This is a genomic window from Nocardioides limicola (genome assembly GCF_016827675.1).
Taxonomy (GTDB): Bacteria; Actinomycetota; Actinomycetes; order Propionibacteriales; family Nocardioidaceae; genus Nocardioides; species Nocardioides limicola.
Map to the genome: position 1 here is coordinate 123,965 of NZ_JAERJA010000004.1, position 20,452 is coordinate 144,416.

Annotated in this window: 22 protein-coding genes; 16 read left to right on the forward strand and 6 right to left on the reverse strand. The window is 70.5% G+C overall.

The features are described from left to right. The first annotated feature begins 17 nt into the window (after positions 1 to 17). Positions 18 to 1,745, forward strand: coding sequence for a S8 family peptidase (locus JKG67_RS10065; protein ID WP_203337175.1), 1,728 nt, complete (start codon positions 18 to 20; stop codon positions 1,743 to 1,745). Between the two features lie 123 nt (positions 1,746 to 1,868). Beyond that, positions 1,869 to 2,627 (forward strand): hypothetical protein, encoded by a 759-nt coding sequence (locus tag JKG67_RS10070; protein ID WP_203337176.1) that lies wholly within the window; start codon positions 1,869 to 1,871, stop codon positions 2,625 to 2,627. A gap of 6 nt (positions 2,628 to 2,633) precedes the next feature. Here JKG67_RS10070 and disA read toward each other — a convergent pair whose 3' ends face one another. Beyond that, the gene (gene disA, locus JKG67_RS10075; protein WP_203337177.1) at positions 2,634 to 3,707 is read right to left on the reverse strand and encodes a DNA integrity scanning diadenylate cyclase DisA; all 1,074 of its coding nucleotides are present in this window, start codon (positions 3,705 to 3,707) and stop codon (positions 2,634 to 2,636) included. Positions 3,708 to 3,862: 155 nt separating this feature from the next. Between disA and JKG67_RS10080 the strand changes: the two genes are divergently transcribed. Continuing rightward, entirely contained in the window at positions 3,863 to 4,570 is a 708-nt protein-coding gene (locus tag JKG67_RS10080; RefSeq protein WP_203337178.1) for a 5'-methylthioadenosine/adenosylhomocysteine nucleosidase, read from the forward strand. Here the strand turns inward: JKG67_RS10080 and radA are convergent, their stop codons facing one another. Beyond that, positions 4,571 to 5,947, reverse strand: a complete 1,377-nt coding sequence (gene radA, locus JKG67_RS10085) for a DNA repair protein RadA (protein ID WP_203337179.1) — start codon at positions 5,945 to 5,947, stop codon at positions 4,571 to 4,573. It abuts the gene before it with no gap. Between the two features lie 140 nt (positions 5,948 to 6,087). Between radA and JKG67_RS10090 the strand changes: the two genes are divergently transcribed. Next, on the forward strand, positions 6,088 to 7,044 hold the full coding sequence (locus tag JKG67_RS10090; RefSeq protein WP_203337180.1) for a type IV toxin-antitoxin system AbiEi family antitoxin domain-containing protein: 957 nt from the start codon (positions 6,088 to 6,090) through the stop codon (positions 7,042 to 7,044). A 51-nt stretch (positions 7,045 to 7,095) separates the two neighbouring features. Here the strand turns inward: JKG67_RS10090 and JKG67_RS10095 are convergent, their stop codons facing one another. From JKG67_RS10095 to JKG67_RS10105, 3 genes are all read right to left on the reverse strand, one after another. After that, positions 7,096 to 7,800 carry a class I SAM-dependent methyltransferase gene (locus tag JKG67_RS10095; protein WP_203337181.1) on the reverse strand — a complete coding sequence of 235 codons (705 nt, stop codon included), beginning with the start codon at positions 7,798 to 7,800 and terminating at the stop codon, positions 7,096 to 7,098. 5 nt (positions 7,801 to 7,805) lie between these two features. Further along, a complete protein-coding gene (locus JKG67_RS10100) occupies positions 7,806 to 8,444 on the reverse strand; it encodes a VOC family protein (RefSeq protein WP_203337182.1) in 639 nt (212 codons plus the stop codon). Between the two features lie 100 nt (positions 8,445 to 8,544). After that, positions 8,545 to 9,306, reverse strand: a complete 762-nt coding sequence (locus JKG67_RS10105) for a DUF3109 family protein (protein ID WP_203337183.1) — start codon at positions 9,304 to 9,306, stop codon at positions 8,545 to 8,547. 42 nt (positions 9,307 to 9,348) lie between these two features. On the opposite strand from JKG67_RS10105, the gene JKG67_RS10110 reads away from it, so the two are divergent. The 12 genes from JKG67_RS10110 to JKG67_RS10165 all read left to right on the forward strand — a co-directional run bounded on the left by JKG67_RS10110 (position 9,349) and on the right by JKG67_RS10165 (position 19,245). Then, on the forward strand, positions 9,349 to 10,302 hold the full coding sequence (locus tag JKG67_RS10110) for a Ppx/GppA family phosphatase (protein ID WP_203337184.1): 954 nt from the start codon (positions 9,349 to 9,351) through the stop codon (positions 10,300 to 10,302). A 1-nt stretch (position 10,303) separates the two neighbouring features. Continuing rightward, a complete protein-coding gene (locus tag JKG67_RS10115) occupies positions 10,304 to 11,128 on the forward strand; it encodes a sugar phosphate isomerase/epimerase family protein (protein ID WP_238998254.1) in 825 nt (274 codons plus the stop codon). Continuing rightward, on the forward strand, positions 11,125 to 11,724 hold the full coding sequence (locus JKG67_RS10120) for a TetR/AcrR family transcriptional regulator (protein WP_203337185.1): 600 nt from the start codon (positions 11,125 to 11,127) through the stop codon (positions 11,722 to 11,724). Before JKG67_RS10115 ends, JKG67_RS10120 begins: the two co-directional genes overlap by 4 nt. A gap of 49 nt (positions 11,725 to 11,773) precedes the next feature. Then, positions 11,774 to 12,487 carry an ABC transporter ATP-binding protein gene (locus tag JKG67_RS10125; RefSeq protein ID WP_203337186.1) on the forward strand — a complete coding sequence of 238 codons (714 nt, stop codon included), beginning with the start codon at positions 11,774 to 11,776 and terminating at the stop codon, positions 12,485 to 12,487. Beyond that, positions 12,484 to 13,221 (forward strand): ABC transporter permease, encoded by a 738-nt coding sequence (locus tag JKG67_RS10130; protein ID WP_203337187.1) that lies wholly within the window; start codon positions 12,484 to 12,486, stop codon positions 13,219 to 13,221. The genes JKG67_RS10125 and JKG67_RS10130 overlap by 4 nt, the downstream gene beginning before the upstream one ends. Positions 13,222 to 13,387: 166 nt before the next feature. Beyond that, on the forward strand, positions 13,388 to 14,317 hold the full coding sequence (locus tag JKG67_RS10135; RefSeq protein ID WP_238998255.1) for a proline dehydrogenase family protein: 930 nt from the start codon (positions 13,388 to 13,390) through the stop codon (positions 14,315 to 14,317). Between the two features lie 26 nt (positions 14,318 to 14,343). Further along, a complete protein-coding gene (gene proC / locus JKG67_RS10140; RefSeq protein ID WP_203337390.1) occupies positions 14,344 to 15,171 on the forward strand; it encodes a pyrroline-5-carboxylate reductase in 828 nt (275 codons plus the stop codon). A 7-nt stretch (positions 15,172 to 15,178) separates the two neighbouring features. Beyond that, positions 15,179 to 16,378, forward strand: a complete 1,200-nt coding sequence (locus JKG67_RS10145) for an acetoin utilization protein AcuC (protein WP_307816506.1) — start codon at positions 15,179 to 15,181, stop codon at positions 16,376 to 16,378. Between the two features lie 157 nt (positions 16,379 to 16,535). Further along, complete coding sequence (locus tag JKG67_RS10150; protein WP_203337188.1) at positions 16,536 to 16,739, forward strand: helix-turn-helix domain-containing protein; 204 nt, start codon at positions 16,536 to 16,538, stop codon at positions 16,737 to 16,739. Between the two features lie 160 nt (positions 16,740 to 16,899). After that, the gene (locus tag JKG67_RS10155; protein WP_203337189.1) at positions 16,900 to 17,001 is read left to right on the forward strand and encodes a 30S ribosomal protein bS22; all 102 of its coding nucleotides are present in this window, start codon (positions 16,900 to 16,902) and stop codon (positions 16,999 to 17,001) included. 16 nt (positions 17,002 to 17,017) lie between these two features. Next, positions 17,018 to 18,085, forward strand: coding sequence for an NAD-dependent epimerase/dehydratase family protein (locus tag JKG67_RS10160; RefSeq protein WP_203337190.1), 1,068 nt, complete (start codon positions 17,018 to 17,020; stop codon positions 18,083 to 18,085). Beyond that, complete coding sequence (locus tag JKG67_RS10165) at positions 18,082 to 19,245, forward strand: lysophospholipid acyltransferase family protein (protein WP_203337191.1); 1,164 nt, start codon at positions 18,082 to 18,084, stop codon at positions 19,243 to 19,245. The genes JKG67_RS10160 and JKG67_RS10165 overlap by 4 nt, the downstream gene beginning before the upstream one ends. Before the next feature lie 37 nt (positions 19,246 to 19,282). Here JKG67_RS10165 and JKG67_RS10170 read toward each other — a convergent pair whose 3' ends face one another. Then, entirely contained in the window at positions 19,283 to 20,440 is a 1,158-nt protein-coding gene (locus JKG67_RS10170) for a DUF5667 domain-containing protein (RefSeq protein WP_203337192.1), read from the reverse strand. Positions 20,441 to 20,452 lie beyond the last annotated feature (12 nt).

Genomic DNA, 20,452 nt, shown 5'->3' on the forward strand with positions numbered 1-20,452 from the left:
AGAAAGGACACCATCCCATGTCCCACGTCCAACCCCGCCGAACCCGGCGGATACTCACCACGCTCGGCGTCTCCGCCGCAGCGTTGGCTCTGGCGGCCACACACGCCGCGGCGAGCCCAGGCAAAGGTCCGTCCGGACCGGCCGCCAAACCCGAGCAGACCGCGCCGCTGATCGGAGCCGACGCCCCAGGCGCACTCAAGGACCGCTACATCGTGGTGCTGTCCGGGAACGCCAAGGCAGCCGACAACAGCCGAGCCCAGGACCAGGCGCGGGCTCGCGGCGGGCGGGTCAGCCACAGCTACGGCACCGCACTGCGCGGCTTCGCCGCCGAACTGCCGCCGGCCGCGGTCCGCGCCCTGCAGCGGAACCCGCACGTCGCCTACGTGGAGGCGGACCGGCAGGTCACCGCGATCGCCGAACAGTCGAACCCCACCTGGGGCCTGGACCGGATCGACCAGCGGAACCTGCCGCTGGACTCGGTCTACCGCTACGAGCGCACCGGTGCCGGAGTGACGGCGTACGTCATCGACACCGGCGTGGCCGGCCACAGTGAGTTCACCGGGCGACTGACCAGCGGCTACACGGCCATCAACGACGGCCGCGGCACGTCCGACTGCAACGGGCACGGCACCCACGTCGCCGGCACCGTCGGCGGCTCCACCTACGGGGTGGCCAAATCGGTCACCATCGTCCCGGTCCGGGTGCTCAACTGTCAGGGTTCGGGGACCAACGCCGGTGTGATCGCCGGCGTCGACTGGGTCACCGCGCACCACGACGGCCGTCCCGCGGTCGCCAACATGAGCCTCGGTGGCGGTGCCTCGTCGGCCCTGGACACCGCGGTCACCAACTCGATCCAGAGCGGCGTGACCTACGTGGTCGCCGCAGGCAACGACAACCGGAACGCCTGCAACTACTCGCCGGCGCGGGTCGCCGCGGCGCTCACGGTGGGCGCGACGACCAGCAGCGATGCACGGGCGTCGTACTCCAACTACGGCTCCTGCCTGGACATCTTCGCGCCCGGTTCGTCGATCACCTCGGCCTGGCACACCTCGACCACAGCCACCAACACCATCAGCGGCACCTCGATGGCGGCACCGCACGTGGCCGGGGTCGCCGCACTGCACCTCGAGGCTGGTCAGGGAGGGACGCCGGGCGCCATCTCCGCGGCGATCCTCGACAACGCCACCCCCAGCAAGGTCACCAACCCCGGCTCCGGCTCCCCGAACCGGCTGCTGTTCTCGCTGTCCGACTCCGGGACGACACCCCCGCCACCGCCGCCGCCGGCGCCCGGGAACCTGCTCCAGAACCCCGGCTTCGAGTCCGGCAACACCGGGTGGAACGCGACCTCGGGAGTGATCACCAACTCGACGGCCCGGCCGGCCCGGACGGGATCGTGGAAGGCGTGGCTCAACGGCTACGGCAGGAGTCACACCGACACCGTCGAGCAGACCGTGACGATCCCGTCGGGCGGCACCGCGCAGCTCTCCTTCTGGATCCGCATCGACACCGCGGAGACGACCGGTTGGTTCGCCTATGACCGGTTGCAGGTGCAGATGGTGGCAGGTGGCTCCACCACCACCCTGGCCACGTACTCCAACCTGGACGCCACCGGCACCTATGTGCAGAAGCAGTTCAATCTGTCCGGGTACGCCGGGCAGGTGGTGACACTGCGGTTCGTGGGCACCGAGGACGCGACGCTGCAGACCAGCTTCGTCATCGACGACGTCGCCATCAACGTCTCCTGACCGCACCGACCCGCCGGCCCGGTCGCACTCCTCGGGGAGTGTGACCGGGCCGGCGTCAGTGAGTTCGCCGCACCCCCGGTGTGGCAGCCACAGGACGGACTCGCCGGTGGATAACGTGGCCGCATGACTGCCCTCGCCCGTCCTCGGGGCCCGTTGCCGGCCCGCGTGTACTGGTTCCGCCGGGGTCTGCTGCTGCTCACGGTGGTGGCCCTGGTGGTCGGAGTGGCCAAGCTCGCCGGTGGCGCCGGCGAGGACAACCCCGCTGCGGTGCTCAGCGGGCAGCAGCTCCAGCCCGCTCCGGGCGGTGAGCTGGACTCCGGCGGCGAGACGGACGCCGAGGCGGGCACCGATCCGGACGCCCAGGAAGAGCCCCAGGCCAAGCCGAACAAGAAGAAGAAAAAGAAGCAGCCTGAACCGGAGGAGGAGCCGCTCCCCGAACCCGAGGGTGCGTGCGCGCCCCGGGACCTCGTCGTCACCCCGGTCTTCGACAACCCCACCGCCGGCTCCACGGTCCGGATCGATCTGGAGTTCACCACCCGTGAGGCGCTCGCCTGCACCTTCGTGGTCGACCGGGCCAGCGTGATCGCCAAGCTGACCTCCGGGAGCGACGACATCTGGACGACCCGGCACTGCCCCGGCGGGCTGGCGAAGCCACAGACCGTGATCGCCCGGCAGGAGGTGCCCGGGGTGGCCACCATGCGTTGGTCGGCGCGCCGCTCCGACGCCGAATGCAGCAACCGGACCAGTTGGGCGTTGCCGGGCTGGTACCACCTCGAGGTGGCCGCCTTCGGTGGCGAACCCGCCAAGGTGCAGTTCCAGTTGCGCAAGCCGCAGCCCAAGGTGGTCACCAAGACCACGGCGCCCAAGCCCAAGAACGGCTGAGGAACCTCAGTAGCGCTCGACGATGCTCGACTCGGCCAGCCGGGAGAGCCCCTCGCGGACCCCGCGAGCCCGCTGCTCGCCGACGCCCTCGACCTGGAGCAGGTCCTCGATGCTGGCCGACAGCAGCTTCTGCAGGCCCCCGAAGTGCTCGACGAGCCGGTCACCGACCTGCTGCGGAAGCCGCGGCACCCGGGCCAGCAACCGGTGGCCGCGGGGAGAAACCGGGCTGTCCAGGTCGATCGCCGTCGCCAGGCCGAGGGTCTTGGCCATCTGACTCGGGTCGACCAGGTCGGTCGGTGACAGGGCGCCGATCCTCGCCAGCGTGGCGGCCACGTCGTCCTCGCTGTCGGAGGGCAGGTAGTCGCGCAGCACCAACTCCCGGTCGGCGTCGACACCGGTGATGAGTTCGTCCAGTTGCAGCGACAGCAGCCGGCCGTCGCTACCGAGCTCCAGCACGTAGTCCTCGATCTCCTGAGCGATCCGGGTGACCATCTCCAACCGCTGCGCGACGGTTGCGACATCCCGGACGGTGACCAGATCCTCGATCTCCAACGCCGACAGCGAGGAGGCGACCTCGTCGAGCCTGGCCCGATAGCGCTCCAGGGTGGCCAGTGCCTGATTGGCCCGGGACAGGATCTGTCCGGACTCCTCGATCACGTGCCGGTTCTCGCCGACGTACGCCGCGATCAGCTGCATCGACTGTGACACCGACACCACCGGCAGACCCGTCTGCCGGGCCACCCGCGACGCTGTCCGATGCCGGGTGCCGGTCTCGTCGGAGGGGATCCTCATGTCCGGCATCAGATGCACTGCAGCTCGGTGGATGGTGTGCAGGTCGGCGGTGAGGATGATCGCACCGTCCATCTTCGCCAGCTCACGGAGACCGGTGGCGGTGAACGGGACATCCAACTGGAAACCACCCGAGGAGATCGCCTCGACCGTCTCGTCGTAGCCGAGCACGATCAACGCACCGGTGCGGCCACGGAGGATCCGCTCCAGGCCGTCGCGCATCGCCGTTCCGGGCGCGATCGAGGCGAGGGTGGCGCGCAGTGCGCCGCCGGCCTCGGTGCGGTCGATCATTGCTGTCCCCTGGTGGCAGGTTGCGGCGCCGGAGCGCGTGGTCACTTCTCAAGAATCAGTGTAGGGCCGGGTGAGCGTGGTGCCGACCGACTTAGGGCGTTCCAGAGGTTGAGGCGTCGCCGCGGACCACCGGGACCGCCTCCTACGCTGGGGCGGTGAGGATCGCTGTCGTCGCCGCCATGGCCGAAGAGCTCGCCGCCCTCCTCGAGGCAGTCGAGGCACCCGCGGGGCGACAGACGCCGGTCGCCGAGCAGGTGGTCGGGCGGACCCTGGTGCACGGTCGGCTGGCCGGCCACGAGGTGGTGCTGGCGCGCAGCGGGATCGGCAAGGTGGCGGCGGCCTCGACCGCCACCCTGCTCGTCGAGCGGGCGGAGGCGATGCTGATGGTGGGCACCGCCGGCGGCATCGGCGAGGCCGTCCACCCCGGCGACGTGGTGATCGCCGCGGAGTTGTTGCAGCACGACCTGGACGCCTCGCCGCTCTTCCCGCGCTGGCAGGTGCCGGAGACCGGGCGGTCCCGATTCGCCACCGACCACCGACTGACCGCGGCGCTCCAGGAGGCGGCAGACGACCTGGGTGCCGGCGTACACACCGGGCTGGTGGTCAGCGGTGACGTGTTCGTCGGCTCCGCGGCCGCGGTCCGGCAACTGCGTGCCGACCTGCCGGACGCCTTGGCCGTGGAGATGGAGGGCGCGGCGCTGGCGCAGGTCTGCGCCCAGGCCGGCGTGGCGTTCGCGGTGGGCCGGACCATCTCTGATCGCGCCGACGAGGACGCTCACCTCGACTTCGCGACGTTCCTGGCCGGGGTGGCCGCGCCCTACGCCCACGACCTGGTGATCGGTGCGCTGCAGCGACTGCCCTGATCAGGTCACGTGGAGAGCCAGCAGCCGTAGCGCTGAGGCGATGTCGCCGACCTCCAGCACCCGCATCCCGTCCACGGTCCGGGGCCGCTCTGGTGGGGTGGCTCCCCGCTCGCTGGGGACCACGGCGGTGCCGAACCCGAGGCGGGCGGCTTCGGCGAGGCGCTGCGGGAGCTCCCGCACCCGCCGCAGCTCACCGGCGAGCCCGATCTCGCCCATCGCGATCACCCCGCCGGGGATCGCGCGACGGTACTGGGCGGAGGCGATCGCGACCGCCACCGCGAGGTCACTGGCCGGGTCGGAGAGCTTGGCGCCGCCGACGGTGGAGGCGAACACGTCGGCGTCGGAGAGGGTGATGCCGCAGTGCTCCTGCAGTACGGCGAGCACCAGCGCCACCCGCGAGGAGTCCAGACCCGAGGTGGTGCGGCGGGGCCGCTCGCCCTGGGTGCGCGACACCAGCGCCTGCACCTCGGCGAGCAACGGTCGCCGGCCCTCCATGGTCACCGCGACACAGGTGCCCGGCACCTGCTGGGAGTGGTGCTCCACGAAGATGCCGCTCGGGTCGGTGACCGCGCTGATGCCGTCCGGGTTGAGCTCGAAACAGCCGACCTCGTCGATCGGGCCGAACCGGTTCTTGAAGGCACGCACCATCCGGAACCTGGAGTTGCTGTCCCCCTCGAAGTGCAGCACCACGTCGACGAGATGCTCCAGCACTCGTGGGCCGGCGATCGACCCGTCCTTGGTCACGTGGCCGACGATCACGGTGGTGATGTTGCGGGTCTTGGCCATCCGGATCAGTGCGGCGGCGACCTCCTTGACCTGGGTGACCCCACCCGGCACCCCGTCCAGGTCGGTCGACCCGATGGTCTGGATGGAGTCGACGACGAGCAGCTGCGGCTTCACATCGTCGATATGGCCGAGCACCGCGGCGAGATCGTTCTCCGCGGCCAGGTAGAGCTCGTCGCGGACGGCGTCGGTGCGGTCGGCGCGCAGCCGCACCTGAGAGGCCGACTCCTCGCCGGTCACATACAGGGTCCGCAGGGCGGCGCCCGCGGTGCGCGCGGCAACCTCCAGGAGCAGGGTGCTCTTGCCCACCCCCGGCTCACCCGCCAACAAGATGGCGGCTCCGGGCACCAGGCCGCCGCCGAGCACCCGGTCGAGTTCGGCGACGCCGCTGGTCCGGAACGCTGCCTCGGCCACCGACACCTGACCGATCGGGACCGCCGGGCTGCTCACCGGGCCGGCTGCCACCGTGCTGGCTCGGGCTGCGGTCTCCTCGACGGTGCCCCAGGTCTGGCATTCGCCGCAGCGGCCCACCCACTTCGCTGTCTGCCAGCCGCACTCAGTGCAGGTGTAGGAGGGTCGCGTCGCCTTCGCCATGAGCCACACCGTAGGCGACGGCCCCGACAAGTGCGGCTCGAGTGGTGATCCGTGGCCAGATGGCGTCCACAGATCACCACCCAGCGCTGTTGTCCACAGCGTGCCGGCCACCCGGGCTCGTCTGGGGTGAGGCTTCCTGCATGGAGATACCCACCGCGGCGGCCCACCTGCTCGCGCAACAGGATGGCGTGATCAGCCGCAGCCAAGCCCTCGCCGCGGGCTTCGATGACCCGGGCATCAAACGGCTGCGCCGGCGCCGTGAGTGGGTCAGCGTGCACCCGGGCGTGTACGTCAACCACACCGGCCCGCTCACGTGGCAGCAGCGTGCCTGGGCGGCTGTGCTCGCGGTGTCACCGGCTGCGCTCGGTGGTCGCTCGGCGTTGCGTGCGTGGGAGGGCCCGGGAGCCGGATGGGAGGAGGCAGGACCCATCGAGATCATCGTGCCTCGCGAGCGGAACGTGCGTCCTCCGCTCGGCGTGGTCGCCACCCGAGTGACGCGGTTCTACGAGAGGGTCCACGGTGTGCGTCAGCCGCCCCGGCAACGACTCGAGGATGCCGCGATCACGGTGGCGGCACGCGCCAGCAGCGACCTCGAAGCTATCGCGGTGGTTGCTGGTCTCGTGCAGGGCCGCCGGACTACTGCTGCGCGACTCGCCGCAGCACTGGCCGAGCGCGGCCGCACTCGGCGTGGACGCTGGCTCGCGGGCGTACTCGATGATGTCGCCGAAGGAGCATGTTCGGTCCTTGAGCACGGCTACCTCAACCACGTGGAGCGCGCGCACGGGCTGCCTCGGGCGCACCGGCAGCGGCAGGTCGGGACCACCCTGGGGATGGTGTATCGGGACGTGAGTTACGCCGATCTGGTCGTCGAACTCGACGGCCGGCTCTTCCATGACACCGCCCGACAGCGGGACCGTGACCTCGACCGGGACCTGGAAGTGGCTCTCAGTGGTCAGTTGAGCGTGCGGTTGTCGTACGGCCAGGTGTTCGACCGTTCTTGTGCTACAGCCGGGCGGATTGCCGCGCTGTTGATCCAGCGAGGCTGGGCCGGGCCGGCCACTCGGTGTGGGCCGGGTTGCCAACTCCCTGAATGGTGATCCGTGGCCAGATGGCGTCCACAGATCACCACTTAGGTCGTGATCGCCCGATCAGAAGTGTCGCCACCACAGGTTCACGGCGTAGTCGACCTCGAGGTGGCCGGCGGCGACGTACTCGGTGACGATCTGCTCGGCGACCTCCACGGGGAACTCGATCCGCACCACGGCCTCGAAGTCGGCGCGGTTCTGGAAACGCCACACCATGTCCACCGGTGTCCGCGACCAGCCGTGCACCGACCAGAACCGCTCCACCTCGGCCGAGTCCACCTCGGGGTAGCCGCGCCGGAACCAGCCGCCGAAGGTCGATCTGGTCGGGTCGTTGTCGATCACGAACGCGGTGCCGCCGCGGCGCAGCACCCGGTCGAGTTCGGCCAGACCCGGCTCGCAGCCCGGCCCGAAGAAGTACGCCCACCGGGCCTGCACCACATCCACCGAGGAATCCGGGACCGGCAGTCGCTGAGCGGTCCCGTCCAGCACCCGCACGTGCGCGATTCGCCGGACCCGGCGCCGCGCGATCGCGGCCAGCGAGGGGTGCGGCTCGATGCCGGTCACCGTCCGCGCCGACTCCGACCACCGGGGCAGATGGAAGCCACTGCCACAGCCCAGGTCGAGAAGGTCCCGATCGGCCCACGGGGCCACGGCCGCCATCGCGGCCTCGATGCGTCGCTCAGGGTCGACGGCGGCGTTCTCGATCTCGTAGATCGCCGTGTTGTGCCAGATGTTCGGGCTCGGACGCGCGCCGTCCAGCGGCTGCATCCGGGTCAGATCCGGACCAGGCCGCTCGGGGTCTGGAAGACAGCTGCCTGCAGTCCGGGGGTGCCGTTCGGGGCCACCCACTCCAGCTTCACGTCCTCGAGCGGCGCCTCGACCGGCTCGCCGAGCCACTCGCTGACCCGCTGCGGGTCACCGGCGATGTCGAGCTGCGCCAGCGAGTACGCCGGGTCGGCACCCGCACTCGGGTGCTCGCTGGCCGGGCAGGTCCACTCCACGAAGAACGGCAACTGGGGGTCGGCGATCAGGCCGTTGACGCCGATCTGCTTCCAGGTCAACTCCACCCCGTCGGGGCGGTGCCGATTGCCGGCCACCGCCGCGCGGCCGAGCCTGGCCTCGACCACGGACATGTCCTTGACGGCGACGACCCAGCCGAGCCAGCCGCCGCCCAGTTCGGAGCGGGCCTTGACCGCCTGGCCGAACGGGGCCTTGTCCGAGGCCGGATGATCGAGCGCCTCGACGATCTCCAGATAGGTGTCGTCGGCGAGCGGCAGGATCATGTTCCGGGTGCCGAAGCGAGGGTGCACTCCGCCGTCGGTGAACTCCCGTCCCAGCAGTCCGCCGATGCGTTCGGCGGTGCTGGCGAGGCCGTCAGGTCCGGCTGCGAAGGAGAGGTGGTCCAGGCGCATGTCAAGCATTCTGACCCGAGCGCGAATCGTGCCGACAGGTGGGGTCCGGTCTCTCGACGTCGAGACGATCTGTGGTCGGTGGCGGCGGCCCCGGAGCGGGTCAGCGCGGGCTGGCCGGATGCAGCGCCAGCTGTGACCGGGACCGCAGGTGCGCCTCACACATCTGCGCCAGCACGTCGTACGCCTTGGCGCCCATCAGGGCGATCAGCTCGGGACGGTTGGTGACATAGACGGGCTCCACAGCCACGTGCGCCTCGGTGTTCGAGGAGCAGTACCAGTCCAGATCGTGACCGCCGGCCCCCCAGCCGGGCCGGTCGTACTCACCGATGGAGATCTCGGTGTGCTGGCTGCCGTCGGGTCCCTCCACCACCCGGAAGGTACGCCGGATCGGCAGCTGCCAGCACACGTCCGGCTTGGTCTCCAGCGGCTCCATCCCCTTGCTCAGCGCCAGTGCGTGCAGCGCGCAGCCGGCACCGCCGGCGAAGCCGGGGCGGTTCGCGAAGACGCAGGCCTGCTGACCGTCCACCTCGTGGGTGCGGGTCTTCCGCTCACCCTCGTCGTCCAACTCGACCCAGTCCTTGCGCTTGACCGCGCGACCGGGGTGGAACTGCCACAACTCCGGGGTCAGTCGGGCCACCTCGACGGCCACCCGCTTCTCGTCCTTCTTCCCGGAGAAGTGCGCGCCGAGGGTGCAGCAGCCGGTGTCGGGAGAGGACTTGTAGATCCCGTGGCAGCCCTGGCCGAAGATGCAGGTGAAGTTGGAGGTGAGCCAGGTGAGGTCGCAGCGGAAGACCTGGCTGGCGTCGTCGGGGTCGACGAATTCCACGTGGACACGGGGGAATCCCGGTGTGACTTCAGGCATCCGCACAGCCTACGACGGGGTCCAGCAGATAGCGTGGGTCCCATGCGGCTGGGTGTGCTCGACATCGGATCCAACACCGGGCATCTGCTGGTGGTGGATGCGCACGGTGGTGCTGCGCCCCTGCCCGCCTACTCGTACAAGGAGCCGCTGCGGCTGGCCGAGCACCTCGACGGCGAGGGAGCGGTCAGCAAGGACGGCGTGGACGCGCTGATCGCGTTCACCCGGGCGGCGGTCAAGGTCGCCGAGGACAAGGGCTGCGTGGAGATGCTGGCCTTCGCCACCTCCGCGGTGCGCGACTCGGCGAACGCGGACGCGGTGCTGGAGAAGGTGCACAAGCGCTCCGGGGTGCGGATCCAGGTGCTCCCCGGCGAGGACGAGGCGCGACTGACCTTCCTGGCGGTACGCCGCTGGTTCGGGTGGTCGGCCGGGCGCCTGGCCGTCTTCGACATCGGCGGTGGCTCCCTGGAGATCGCCGCCGGGGCCGACGAGTCGCCGGACGTGGCCTGGTCGCTGCCGCTGGGCGCCGCCCGGTTGGCCCGCGACTGGTTCTCCGACGCCGGCGAGGCCGGCATCGACGAGGACCGGCTGAAGAAGCTGCGCCGGTCGATCCGGGCCGAGATCGCCCGCGATGCCGGCAACCTGCTCCGGGCCGGCGCTCCGGACCGGGCCGCGGCCACCTCGAAGACCTTCCGGTCGCTGGCCCGGATCACCGGTGCCGCCCCGTCGTCGGAGGGGCCGCTGGTGCCGCGTTCACTCGAGGCGGCGGCGTTGACGCACTGGTTGCCGAAGTTGATCGAGATGGATCGCGAGGAGTTGCGGCGACTGCCCGGGGTGTCCCCGAGCCGAACCCACCAGATCGTGCCGGGTGCGCTGGTGGCCGAGGCGGTGATGGACATCTTCGACCTGCCCGCCCTGGAGGTCTGTCCGTGGGCGCTGCGTGAGGGCGTGATCCTGGAGCGCTTCGACCAGATCAGCGTGCTGGACACCGGGGTCTGAGATGGTCCTCCCCCCGGAGCCGATCGACCAGCGGGAACGCCCCATGGTCGGTCTGTCCACGTCGTCGATCTTCCCCGAGTCGACGGCACACGGGTTCTCCTATGCGGCCGAGGTCGGCTACGACGCGGTCGAGGTGATGGTCGGCATCGACGCCCTCAGCCAGCAGGTGAGCGCGGTCCAGCAGCTGATCGACCACCACCAGGTGCCGGTCTGTGCCGTGCACGCACCCTGCCTGCTGTTCACCCAACGGGTGTGGGGGCTGGAGCCGTGGGGGAAGTTGGAGCGGTCCGCGGAGATGGCGCAGGCGGTCGGCGCCGACGTGGTCGTCGTACACCCACCGTTCAGGTGGCAGAAGCAGTACGCCCGTGAGTTCGTGGACGGCATCGCCGCCCTGGAGGAGTCGACCGGGATCGCCTTCGCGGTGGAGAACATGTACCCCTGGCGGGCCTCCAACCGGCGCGGGATGGAGATGTACCTGCCCGGCTGGGATCCCTCGACGGAGAACTACGCCAACACCACCCTCGATCTCTCCCATGCGGCCATCGCGTTGGACGACGTGGTGGAGATGGCCAAGCGGCTGGACTCCCGGCTGCGTCACATCCATCTCACCGACGGCACCGTCTCCGCGCGCGACGAGCACATGGTGCCGGGCCGGGGTGACACCCGGGCGGCCGAGTTGCTGCAACTGCTGGCGGCGCGCGGGTTCGCCGGTCACGTGGTGGTCGAGATCAACACCCGGCGGGCCGAGGACCGCGACGCTCGGGTCGCCGACCTGGTCGAGTCGCTGGAGTTCGCGCGCACCCACTTGGGGCTCGACGAGCGATGACGTCGGCAGCGCCCGGCCGGCGAGGTCGCCGCCCCGGCTCCCCGGACACCCGGGCGGCGATCCTCAGTGCCGCACGAGCGGCGTTCGCCTCCGGCGGTTTCGCGGGCAGCACGGTCCGCGGCATCGCTGCCGATGCGGGGGTGGACGCGGCGCTGATCCACCACTACTTCGGCAGCAAGGCGGATCTGTTCGTGGCCGCGTTGGAGTTGCCTGCCGACCCGCGCATCCTCCTCGCCGAGGCGGTGGCCGGGGGCGCCGAGGGCGCGGCCGAGCGGATGCTCCGGGTCTTCCTGACGGTGTGGGACGACCCGGAGATGCGGGCGCCGCTGCTGGCGATGATCCGGGGCGTCTTCGAACCGAGTGGGCGCACGCTCATCCGGGACGGGTTCCTGGCCGTGGTGGTGCTGCCGATCGGCCGGCAGTTGGGGATCGACGAGCCGGAGCGGCGGATGCCGGTGGCGGCCAGCCAGGTGATCGGCCTGATCATGATGCGCTACCTGCTCGAGGTGGAGCCGCTGGCCTCGATGCCGGCCGATGAGGTGGTGGCCATCTATGCCCCCACCCTGCAGCGGTACCTGACCGGCCCGCTGGCCTGACCGACCCGACCCTTGTCATCAGCAGAAGTGATTGCTTATAATTCAACGCATGATGAATAACGCTGTCTCTGCCACCGACCTGCATGTGGTCAGATCGGGACGGGAGGTGCTGCGGGGCATCGACCTCACCCTCGCCCGCGGTGAAGTGACCGGTCTGCTGGGCCCGTCCGGCTGCGGCAAGACCACCCTGATGCGGACGCTGGTCGGCGTACAGGGAGGCGTCTCCGGCACCGTGACGGTGCTCGATGCCCGGGCCGGAGCCGCCGAACTGCGGTCCCGGATCGGCTACGTCACCCAGGCGGCCAGTGTGTACGACGACCTCTCCGTCACCGAGAACCTGACCTTCTTCGCCCGGATCCTCGGAGTCGGACCCGACCGGGTCGCCGAGTGCCTGGCCCTGGTCGACCTGGCGGATCAGGACTCCCAACTGGTCAGCACCCTCAGCGGCGGCCAGCGTTCCCGGGTGAGCCTGGCGGTCGCCCTGCTGGGAACGCCGGAACTGCTGATCCTCGACGAGCCCACCGTCGGGCTCGACCCGGTGCTCCGCGAGCAGTTGTGGGCGAGCTTCCACCGGCTGGCTGAGGCGGGTGCGGCGGTGCTGGTGTCGAGCCACGTGATGGATGAGGCGGAGCGGTGTGATCGGTTGCTGCTGATGCGCGAGGGGCGGATCCTGGCTGACGGCACACCGGCGGCGATCAAGGAGCAGGCCGGCACCGACGACATCGAGCACGCCTTCCTGGCGCTGGTGAGGAGGGCGGCATGAAGCTCTCCCGCACCCTTGCGGTGGCCGGCCGGGTGCTCACCCAGTTGCGCCGCGATCACCGGACCCTGGCGATGCTGCTGTTGCTGCCCTGCCTGCTCATCTCGCTGCTCTGGTGGATGTTCGACGCCGTCGACCCGGGGATCTTCAGCCGGCTCGGCCCGGCCTTCCTGGCGATCTTCCCGTTCTTCGTGATGTTCCTGGTCACCAGCGTCACCACGCTGCGGGAGCGGACGTCGGGGACCTTGGAGCGGCTGCTGGCGATGCCGATGGGGAAGTTGGACCTGGTGCTGGGCTACGCGCTCGCGTTCGGTGCGGTGGCGGTGGTCCAGTCGCTGCTGGCCGTCGGACTCAGCGTCGGCCTGCTCGGCCTGGAGGTGGTCGGGCCGCTGTGGCTGCTGAGCCTGGTCGCGGTCGTCGATGCGGTGCTCGGCACGGTGCTCGGGCTCTTCGTCTCCGCATTCGCCCGCACCGAGTTCCAGGCGGTCCAGTTCATCCCGGCCGTCGTGGTACCGCAACTGCTGCTCTGCGGCCTGCTGGTGCCTCGCGACCTGTTGCCGACGGTGCTGAAGGTGATCAGCGACGTGCTGCCGCTGTCGTACGCCGTGGACGCGATGCTGCACCTGACCCGGTCCGCCACCACCACCGAGGTGTGGCTCGATCTGGCCGTGGTCGGTGGCTTCGTCGTCGGCGGCCTGGCGCTGGGCGCCGCCACCCTGCGCCGGCGTACCGCCTGACCCGTCGCCCACGCCGCGAACGCTGCTGGCGGAACTCCCTGATGTCAGGCACTCCCGACTGTTGTCAGGGGTTGCAACCCCTGACAACAGTCAGCACACCCTGACATCAGGGTGTTCGGCGCGAACCGGGGGGCACGCCGCGGGGGCCCCGGCTAGCCTGAGCCTCATGCCCCTGCTTTGTCGCCCCCTGCTCGCGGCGGCGCGCAGCGAGGCGGCCCGCGGGCTGGTCGAGTCGGTGCCGGGCCTGGTCGGGAGGTACGTCGCGGGGGCCGACGTCGCGGACGCCCTCGAGGTGGCTGCCGGGCTGGTCGAGGCGGGGATGGCGGTGACCGTCGACGTGCTCGGTGAGGACACCCGGGACCGGTCGGCGGCGGAGGCGGCGAGCCTGGAGTACCTGACCCTGCTGGACCGGATCCGGGCCCGCGACCTGACCCGGGACGTCGAGGTTTCGGTGAAGCTCTCCGCCCTCGGCCTCGGGCTCCGCGACGGCACCGGCCCCCGGGTCGCCCTCGAACACGCCCGCCGGATCTGTCGCGCCGCCCACAACGCCGGCACCACCGTCACCGTCGACATGGAGGACCACACCACCACCGAGGCCACCCTCGATCTCGTCCGGGAGTTGCGCCAGGACTTCCCGGCCACCGGGGTCGCCGTGCAGTCGCAACTGCTGCGCACCGAGCGGGACTGCCGGGCACTGGCCATGCCGGGGTCCCGGGTGCGGCTCTGCAAGGGCGCGTACGACGCACCCGCGGCGATCGCGCACCGGCGTCGGGTGGATGTCGACCGGGCGTTCCTCCGCTGCCTGCGGATCCTGCTCGAGGGCGGCGCCACCCCGATGATCGCCAGTCACGACCCGACGATCCTCGGCATCTGCGAAGTGCTGGTGGACCGCTACGGACTCCGCCCGGGGGAGTACGAGTTCCAGATGCTGCACGGCGTCCGCACGGACGAGCAGCGGCGGCTGGCTGAAACGGGTGAGACGATGCGGGTGTACCTGCCCTACGGTGAGCAGTGGTACGGCTACCTGATGCGCCGGCTGGCGGAGCGCCCGCAGAACCTCGCTCTCCTGGCCCGGTCCTTGGTGTCGCACCGATGACCACCATCGACACCAGCGAGGACCAGATGAGCAGCACCGCCCACGAGCCGGCCGGCCTGACCGCGATCATCGGCGCCGGAGTGATGGGGGAGACCCTGCTCTCCGGGTTGATCCGGGCCGGGCGCCGGGTCGACCACCTGATGGTCGGCGAGAAGCGGGCCGAACGCGCCGCCGAACTGGTCGAGCGCTATGGCGTGGAGGTGGTCGGCAACGTCGAGGCCGCCGCCAAGGCGGACACCGTCGCCCTGGTCGTCAAACCCCAGGACATGGCGGCCGTCCTCGACGAGATCGCCGGTGGGCTGCGCCCGGGCCAACTGCTGGTCAGCCTGGCGGCCGGGATCACCACCGGGTTCATCGAGGCCCGGGTGCCCGAGGGGGTCGCGGTGGTCCGGGTGATGCCGAACACCCCGGCGCTGGTCGACGAGGGGATGGCGGCCATCTCGCCGGGCTCACACTGTGACGAGGCGCATCTGGCGGAGGCCGAGGCGCTGCTCAGCTCGACCGGTCACGTGCTCCGGGTGCCCGAGCAGCAGCAGGACGCGGTGACCGCGATCAGCGGCTCCGGGCCGGCGTACCTCTTCTTCGTCGTGGAGTCGATGATCGAGGCCGGTGTCCACCTGGGGCTGCCGCGGGCCACCGCGTCGGAACTGGTGGTGCAGACGCTGGTCGGGTCGGCCAAGATGCTCCGCGAGACCGGCACCCATCCGGCGGTGCTGCGCGAGCAGGTCACCTCGCCGGGCGGCACCACCGCAGCGGCCCTGCGTGAACTCGAGGTGCACAAGGTGCGTGCCGCCTTCCTGGCGGCCATGGAAGCGGCCCGGAACCGGTCCAGGGAACTCGCCGAGGGTCTGTGAGCGGCCTGTGAGCGACGTCGAGAGGGAGTGTCACCAGCATGCGGTGGGTGTCTTCGACTCCTCGCTGACCGAGTACGACTTCGGCCCCCAACATCCGATGGCCCCGGTCCGGATCGACCTGACGATGCGGCTCGCCGCCGCTCTCGGTGTCACTGGTCCGGGGGGCCTCGAACTGGTCCCGGCACCGATGGCGAGCCTGGACGAGATCGCCACCGTGCACGACGGCGCCCTGATCGAGAGCGTGGAGCGCCTGGGCCGCCGTGGCGGCGCCGACCTCGGCCGCGGCCTGGGCAGCGAGGACAACCCGGTCTTCGACGGCATGCATCTGGCCGCCGCGCACGTCGTCGGCGCCTCCTTGGAGGCGTTCCGAAGGGTCGGCAGCGGCAGCGCTCTGCACGCGGTGAACATCACCGGGGGACTGCACCACGCGATGCCGGATCGGGCCTCCGGCTTCTGTGTCTACAACGACATCGCGGTCGGCATCCGGTGGCTCCTCGACCAGGGGGTGGAGCGGGTCGCCTACGTCGATGTCGACGTGCACCACGGTGACGGGGTGGAGCGGATCTTCTGGGACGACCCCCGGGTGCTCACCATCTCGCTGCACGAGACCGGCCAGATGCTCTTCCCCGGCACCGGCTTCCCCGAGGACCTGGGCGGACCGGACGCCCAGGGGACGGCGGTCAACGTGGCACTGCCGCCGGGCACCTCGGACGCCGGGTGGTTGCGGGCCTTCCATGCGGTGGTGCCGCCGCTGGTGCGGGGGTTCGAGCCGCAGGTGCTGGTCACCCAGCACGGCTGCGATTCACACCTGGACGACCCGCTCGCCCACCTGATGCTCACCATCGACGGGCAGCGGGCGGCGTACCAGGCCCTGCATGAGTTGGCCCACGAGGTCTGCGGCGGGAAGTGGGTGGTCACCGGGGGTGGCGGCTACGCACTGGTCGACGTGGTGCCGCGCGCGTGGACGCACCTGCTGGCGATCGTCGGCGGCGGTGCGATCGACCCGGGTACGGCGGTCCCGCAGGACTGGCGGGAGCATGTGCGCACCCGGATGGGTCGGGTGGCGCCGATGCGGATGACGGACGGGCGGACGCCGGCCTACCGGGACTGGCGGGAGGGGTTCGACCCCGACACCTGGCTCGACCGGGCCGTGCACGCGACCCGATCGGCGGTCTTCCCGATGCATGGCCTGGACCCCTGGCCGTGACCCATGCCGCCTCTCGAGCAACTCGACACGCCGTGCTGCTCAGGAAAAACTTCTCGCAAACCCTTCCCCACCAGTCACATCAGGCTCTATTCTCACGTACACCAGCGCAACCGCCGCGGGGCGGGCTGAGGCGCAATGACAAGAGAGCGGTGTGCACATGACAGCCAATTCGGGCGATGTCTCCGGTGCCAAGTTCCTGACGGTCGCTGAAGTGGCCGAGATGATGCGCGTCTCCAAGATGACCGTCTACCGACTGGTCCACAACGGTGAACTGCCCGCGCTGCGCGTCGGCCGATCCTTCCGGGTCACCGAGGACGACGTGAACGCCTACCTTCGCAAGAGCTTCTACGACGCCGGCTGAGCGCTGGCCCCACCCGACTGCTGCCGGAACTGTCCGGAATCCCCCGCCGACGCGGGGGATTCGGCCCTCACCCGGTAGGCTGTGCGGCGACGCCGGGAGTTCTTCCCGGCGGTGAAACACCGCACTTGGCCGCCCTGGGCGGTCTCCGAAAGGTTGTTCCGTGGGTTCAGTCGTCAAGAAGCGCCGTAAGCGGATGTCGAAGAAGAAGCACCGCAAGCTGCTCAAGAAGACTCGCGTTCAGCGTCGCAAGCTCGGCAAGTAAAGGCTTGGCCTCAGCGATGGGACGCAGGGTCGTTCTCGTCACCGGGGTCTCTCGAGACCTCGGTCGCAAGTTCGCGCGCACCATCGCCGCCGATCCCTCCGTGGATCGGGTCATCGGCGTCGACGTGGTGCCGCCCCGCGGCGACATCGGCGACGTCTCCTTCATCCGCGCCGACATCCGGACACCGGTCATCGCGAAGGTGCTCGCCAAGGAGGACGTCGACACCGTCGTCCACATGAGCGTCATCGCCACCCCCGGCTCGGCCGGCGGCCGGTCGACGATGAAGGACCTCAACGTCATCGGCACGATGCAGTTGCTCGCTGCCTGCCAGAAGGCGGAGCTGGTCAAGCACCTGGTGGTGAAGTCGACCACCACCGTGTACGGCGCCTCCAGCCGCGACCCGGCCATGTTCACCGAGGAGATGGGTCCCAAGCGGCAGCCGCGCACCGGCTATGCCAAGGACGCCGCCGAGGTCGAGGGCTACGTGCGTGGCTTCGCGCGTCGGCGCCCGGACACCCGGGTGGTCACGCTGCGCTGCGCGAACGTGATCGGACCCGACGTACAGAGCCCGGTCGCTTCGTACTTCCGGATGCCGGTGATCCCCACCGCGCTGGGCTTCGATCCGCGGTTGCAGTTCCTGCACGCCGACGATCTCCTCGGCGCGCTGCGCCACGCGGTCTTCACCGACGCCGAAGGCACCTTCAACATCGCCGGGGACGGCATCCTGATGCTCTCCCAGGCGCTGCGCCGACTTGGTCGGCCCACGGTGCCCATGCCCAGCTTCGCGGTCAGCGGGTTCGGCTCGCTGATCCGGCAGACCCGGATCGCCGACTTCTCGCCGGAGCAGTTGGGGTTCCTGACCTTCGGACGTGGGGTGGACACCACCCGGATGCGCGAGGAGTTCGGCTTCCAGCCGCAGTACACCACCGACACCGCCTTCACCGACTTCAGCTCCAACATGCCTGCCGGCACGCATCTGCGCGCTCAGGCGATCGAGCGACTCGAGCGCACCCTGGAGGGTGCCGGGTCCCAGGCCCGCCGAGGCCAGCTCAGCGTGGTCGGCGAGACGGGGAGGACTCGATGAACGACGCAGAGATCATTCCGATCGGCACCCGTGGCCGACCGGGCCGCGGCACCGGGAAGGGCAAGCCTTCCAACGCCGCCCGCAACCTTGCCGGGGGCGCCCGTTCGGCGGCGAAGAAGGCGGTCGAGCCGAAGCCGCCCAAGCAGCGCGAACCCGAGTCGATGCCGGAGCCGGAGACGCCGGACCCGGTGGTGCCCGACGAGGTCGCCGAGTCGCCGTTCGGCACCAGCGCCACCTCCGCCAAGGAGCGGCACCCGCTCGCCGGCATCCCGGCCGGGGAGTGGATGACCGCCTTCCAGCAGGCGGCGGTCGAGACCTTCGGGGAGAACTGGGAGCCCCGGCTGGCCCAGTTCCTGGCCTTCCTGCGCCGCCGCGTCACCGGTGACTACACGGTCGACGAGTACGGCTTCGACGCCGAGGTCACGGAGCGGTTCTTCATGGCCGTGCTCCGACCGATCGCGAACAAGTGGTTCCGGATCGAGGTGCGCGGCACCGAGAACGTCCCCGAGACCGGGGGAGCGCTGGTGGTCTCGAACCACTCCGGCACCATCCCGGTCGACGGCCTGATGACCATGGTCACCATGCACGACCGGGTCGGCCGCCCGCTGCGGCCGCTGGCCGCGGACCTGGTGCTCCGGCTTCCGGTGGTGAGCAGCCTGGCCCGCAAGGGCGGCGCCACCCTGGCCTGCAACGAGGACGCCGAGCGGATGCTGCGCGGGGGCGAACTGGTGGCCGTCTGGCCGGAAGGCTTCAAGGGCATCGGCAAGCCGTTCGCCGATCGCTACAAGCTGCAGCGCTTCGGCCGGGGCGGCTTCGTCTCTGCGGCGATCCGGACCGGCGTACCGATCATCCCGCTGTCGGTGGTGGGTGCCGAGGAGATCTATCCGCTGGTCGGCAACATCCCGGCGTTGGCGCGGCTGCTCGGGGTGCCCTACATCCCGATCACCCCGTTCTTCCCGGCGCTGGGCCCGCTCGGGCTGGTGCCGTTGCCGTCGAAGTGGATCCTGGAGTTCGGTGAGCCGATCCGGACCGACGAGCTCGATGAGGGTGCCGCCGACGACCCGATGCTGGTCTTCAACATCACCGACCAGGTGCGCGAGAGCATCCAGCAGTCGCTCTATCAACTGCTGATGGACCGTCAAGGCGTCTTCGCCCGCTGATCCTGGACTGCTCGGAGCCGAACCGGGTTGCGGCGGGTCAGTCGCCGAGCAGGCCGCCGACGGTGTTGCCGACGATGTTGATCGTCCCGTCGAGCAGGTCGGCCACCGGGTCCACGATCGGGGCGAGCACGTCGGACACGCTGGTGGCGTCGGGGTCATCCCCGTCGAGGCGGTCCAGCACCTTGTCAAGGCGGGTGCGGACCTTGCCGGGCGCCTTGGGCGTCTCGGCCACGGGTGCCTCGGCCTCGACCACCGCCTCGGGGTCGACCTCGGTGGGGCTGGCCGGCTCGGTGATGGGGGCGCTCAGGTCAGGCAGTTCGACCTCACCCGGAGTGGACGGCAGGATCGGCACCGCGACCAGTACGCCGGGAGGGGTGAGCGTGTCGGTGGGGCTCTGACCGGCCAGCAGCAACAGCAGTTGCGGGATCTCGGTGACCCCGCCGGTGCAGGCCGGGCAGGCTGTGGCGGCGCGCTCGTCGAGATCGGCCACCACCCGTGCGGAGTTGAGCAGGCTGTCGGTGTTGCTGGAGGGCACCATCACCGACAGCTGGCCGAGGCGCTGCATGCTGGCGGCCGCGAAGTCACGCACCGCCTGGGCGTCGGCAACGCCGGCCCCTTCACTGGTGAGCAGGAGGTCGCCGCCGGTGAGTGCCTGGTCGTCGAAGGAGGCCAACGTGGCGTCGATGGCGGGAATCTTCGCGTCGCGCTGCTGGGCGAGGGATTCGACCTCGTCGAGGCGGGAACTGGCTGCGGACAGGTACTGGGTGCCCTTGCCGGTGTCGCTCAACGCGACCCCCGCCTGGGCACTCTCCATCGCCCGCTTGATCGGGTACAGGGCGTCGCCGGGGAGTGCCGACTGCGAAGCCACCGCCATGGAGGTCGAAGCGCCAATCAGCGCCAGTGCACCGGCACCGACCGCCAATCGCACCTGCGGCCGCAGGGAGGGAGTGTTGCGGGGCAGGCTGAGCTTCTGTTCCATCGCCGTCGGCGAATGGCTTCGCAGTGCGTTGTCGGCCACCTCGAGCAGGTCGCTGCGCAGTTGGCCGACGAACGCCGGGTCCGGCGTCGGGGTCGGCACGCTGCGCAACTCACCCACGAAGCGGATCAGGTCGGCGTACTCGGAGTCGGTGAGCCGGGACGCGGGCGCGTCAACGAGGCGCGCGAACTCCTCCGCGCGCCGCCGTGTCGGCCTCACCGGACTCATCGT

Excerpts from the sequence above, each read along its gene's own strand:
- JKG67_RS10065 (WP_203337175.1), top strand. The coding sequence starts at position 18 with ATGTCCCACGTCCAACCCCGCCGAACCCGGCGGATACTCACCACGCTC.
- JKG67_RS10070 (WP_203337176.1), top strand. The coding sequence starts at position 1,869 with ATGACTGCCCTCGCCCGTCCTCGGGGCCCGTTGCCGGCCCGCGTGTAC.
- disA (WP_203337177.1), bottom strand. The coding sequence starts at position 3,707 with ATGATCGACCGCACCGAGGCCGGCGGCGCACTGCGCGCCACCCTCGCC.
- radA (WP_203337179.1), bottom strand. The coding sequence starts at position 5,947 with ATGGCGAAGGCGACGCGACCCTCCTACACCTGCACTGAGTGCGGCTGG.
- JKG67_RS10090 (WP_203337180.1), top strand. The coding sequence starts at position 6,088 with ATGGAGATACCCACCGCGGCGGCCCACCTGCTCGCGCAACAGGATGGC.
- JKG67_RS10095 (WP_203337181.1), bottom strand. The coding sequence starts at position 7,800 with ATGCAGCCGCTGGACGGCGCGCGTCCGAGCCCGAACATCTGGCACAAC.
- JKG67_RS10100 (WP_203337182.1), bottom strand. The coding sequence starts at position 8,444 with ATGCGCCTGGACCACCTCTCCTTCGCAGCCGGACCTGACGGCCTCGCC.
- JKG67_RS10105 (WP_203337183.1), bottom strand. The coding sequence starts at position 9,306 with ATGCCTGAAGTCACACCGGGATTCCCCCGTGTCCACGTGGAATTCGTC.
- JKG67_RS10110 (WP_203337184.1), top strand. The coding sequence starts at position 9,349 with ATGCGGCTGGGTGTGCTCGACATCGGATCCAACACCGGGCATCTGCTG.
- JKG67_RS10115 (WP_238998254.1), top strand. The coding sequence starts at position 10,304 with ATGGTCCTCCCCCCGGAGCCGATCGACCAGCGGGAACGCCCCATGGTC.
- JKG67_RS10120 (WP_203337185.1), top strand. The coding sequence starts at position 11,125 with ATGACGTCGGCAGCGCCCGGCCGGCGAGGTCGCCGCCCCGGCTCCCCG.
- JKG67_RS10125 (WP_203337186.1), top strand. The coding sequence starts at position 11,774 with ATGATGAATAACGCTGTCTCTGCCACCGACCTGCATGTGGTCAGATCG.
- JKG67_RS10130 (WP_203337187.1), top strand. The coding sequence starts at position 12,484 with ATGAAGCTCTCCCGCACCCTTGCGGTGGCCGGCCGGGTGCTCACCCAG.
- JKG67_RS10135 (WP_238998255.1), top strand. The coding sequence starts at position 13,388 with ATGCCCCTGCTTTGTCGCCCCCTGCTCGCGGCGGCGCGCAGCGAGGCG.
- proC (WP_203337390.1), top strand. The coding sequence starts at position 14,344 with ATGAGCAGCACCGCCCACGAGCCGGCCGGCCTGACCGCGATCATCGGC.
- JKG67_RS10150 (WP_203337188.1), top strand. The coding sequence starts at position 16,536 with ATGACAGCCAATTCGGGCGATGTCTCCGGTGCCAAGTTCCTGACGGTC.
- JKG67_RS10160 (WP_203337190.1), top strand. The coding sequence starts at position 17,018 with ATGGGACGCAGGGTCGTTCTCGTCACCGGGGTCTCTCGAGACCTCGGT.
- JKG67_RS10165 (WP_203337191.1), top strand. The coding sequence starts at position 18,082 with ATGAACGACGCAGAGATCATTCCGATCGGCACCCGTGGCCGACCGGGC.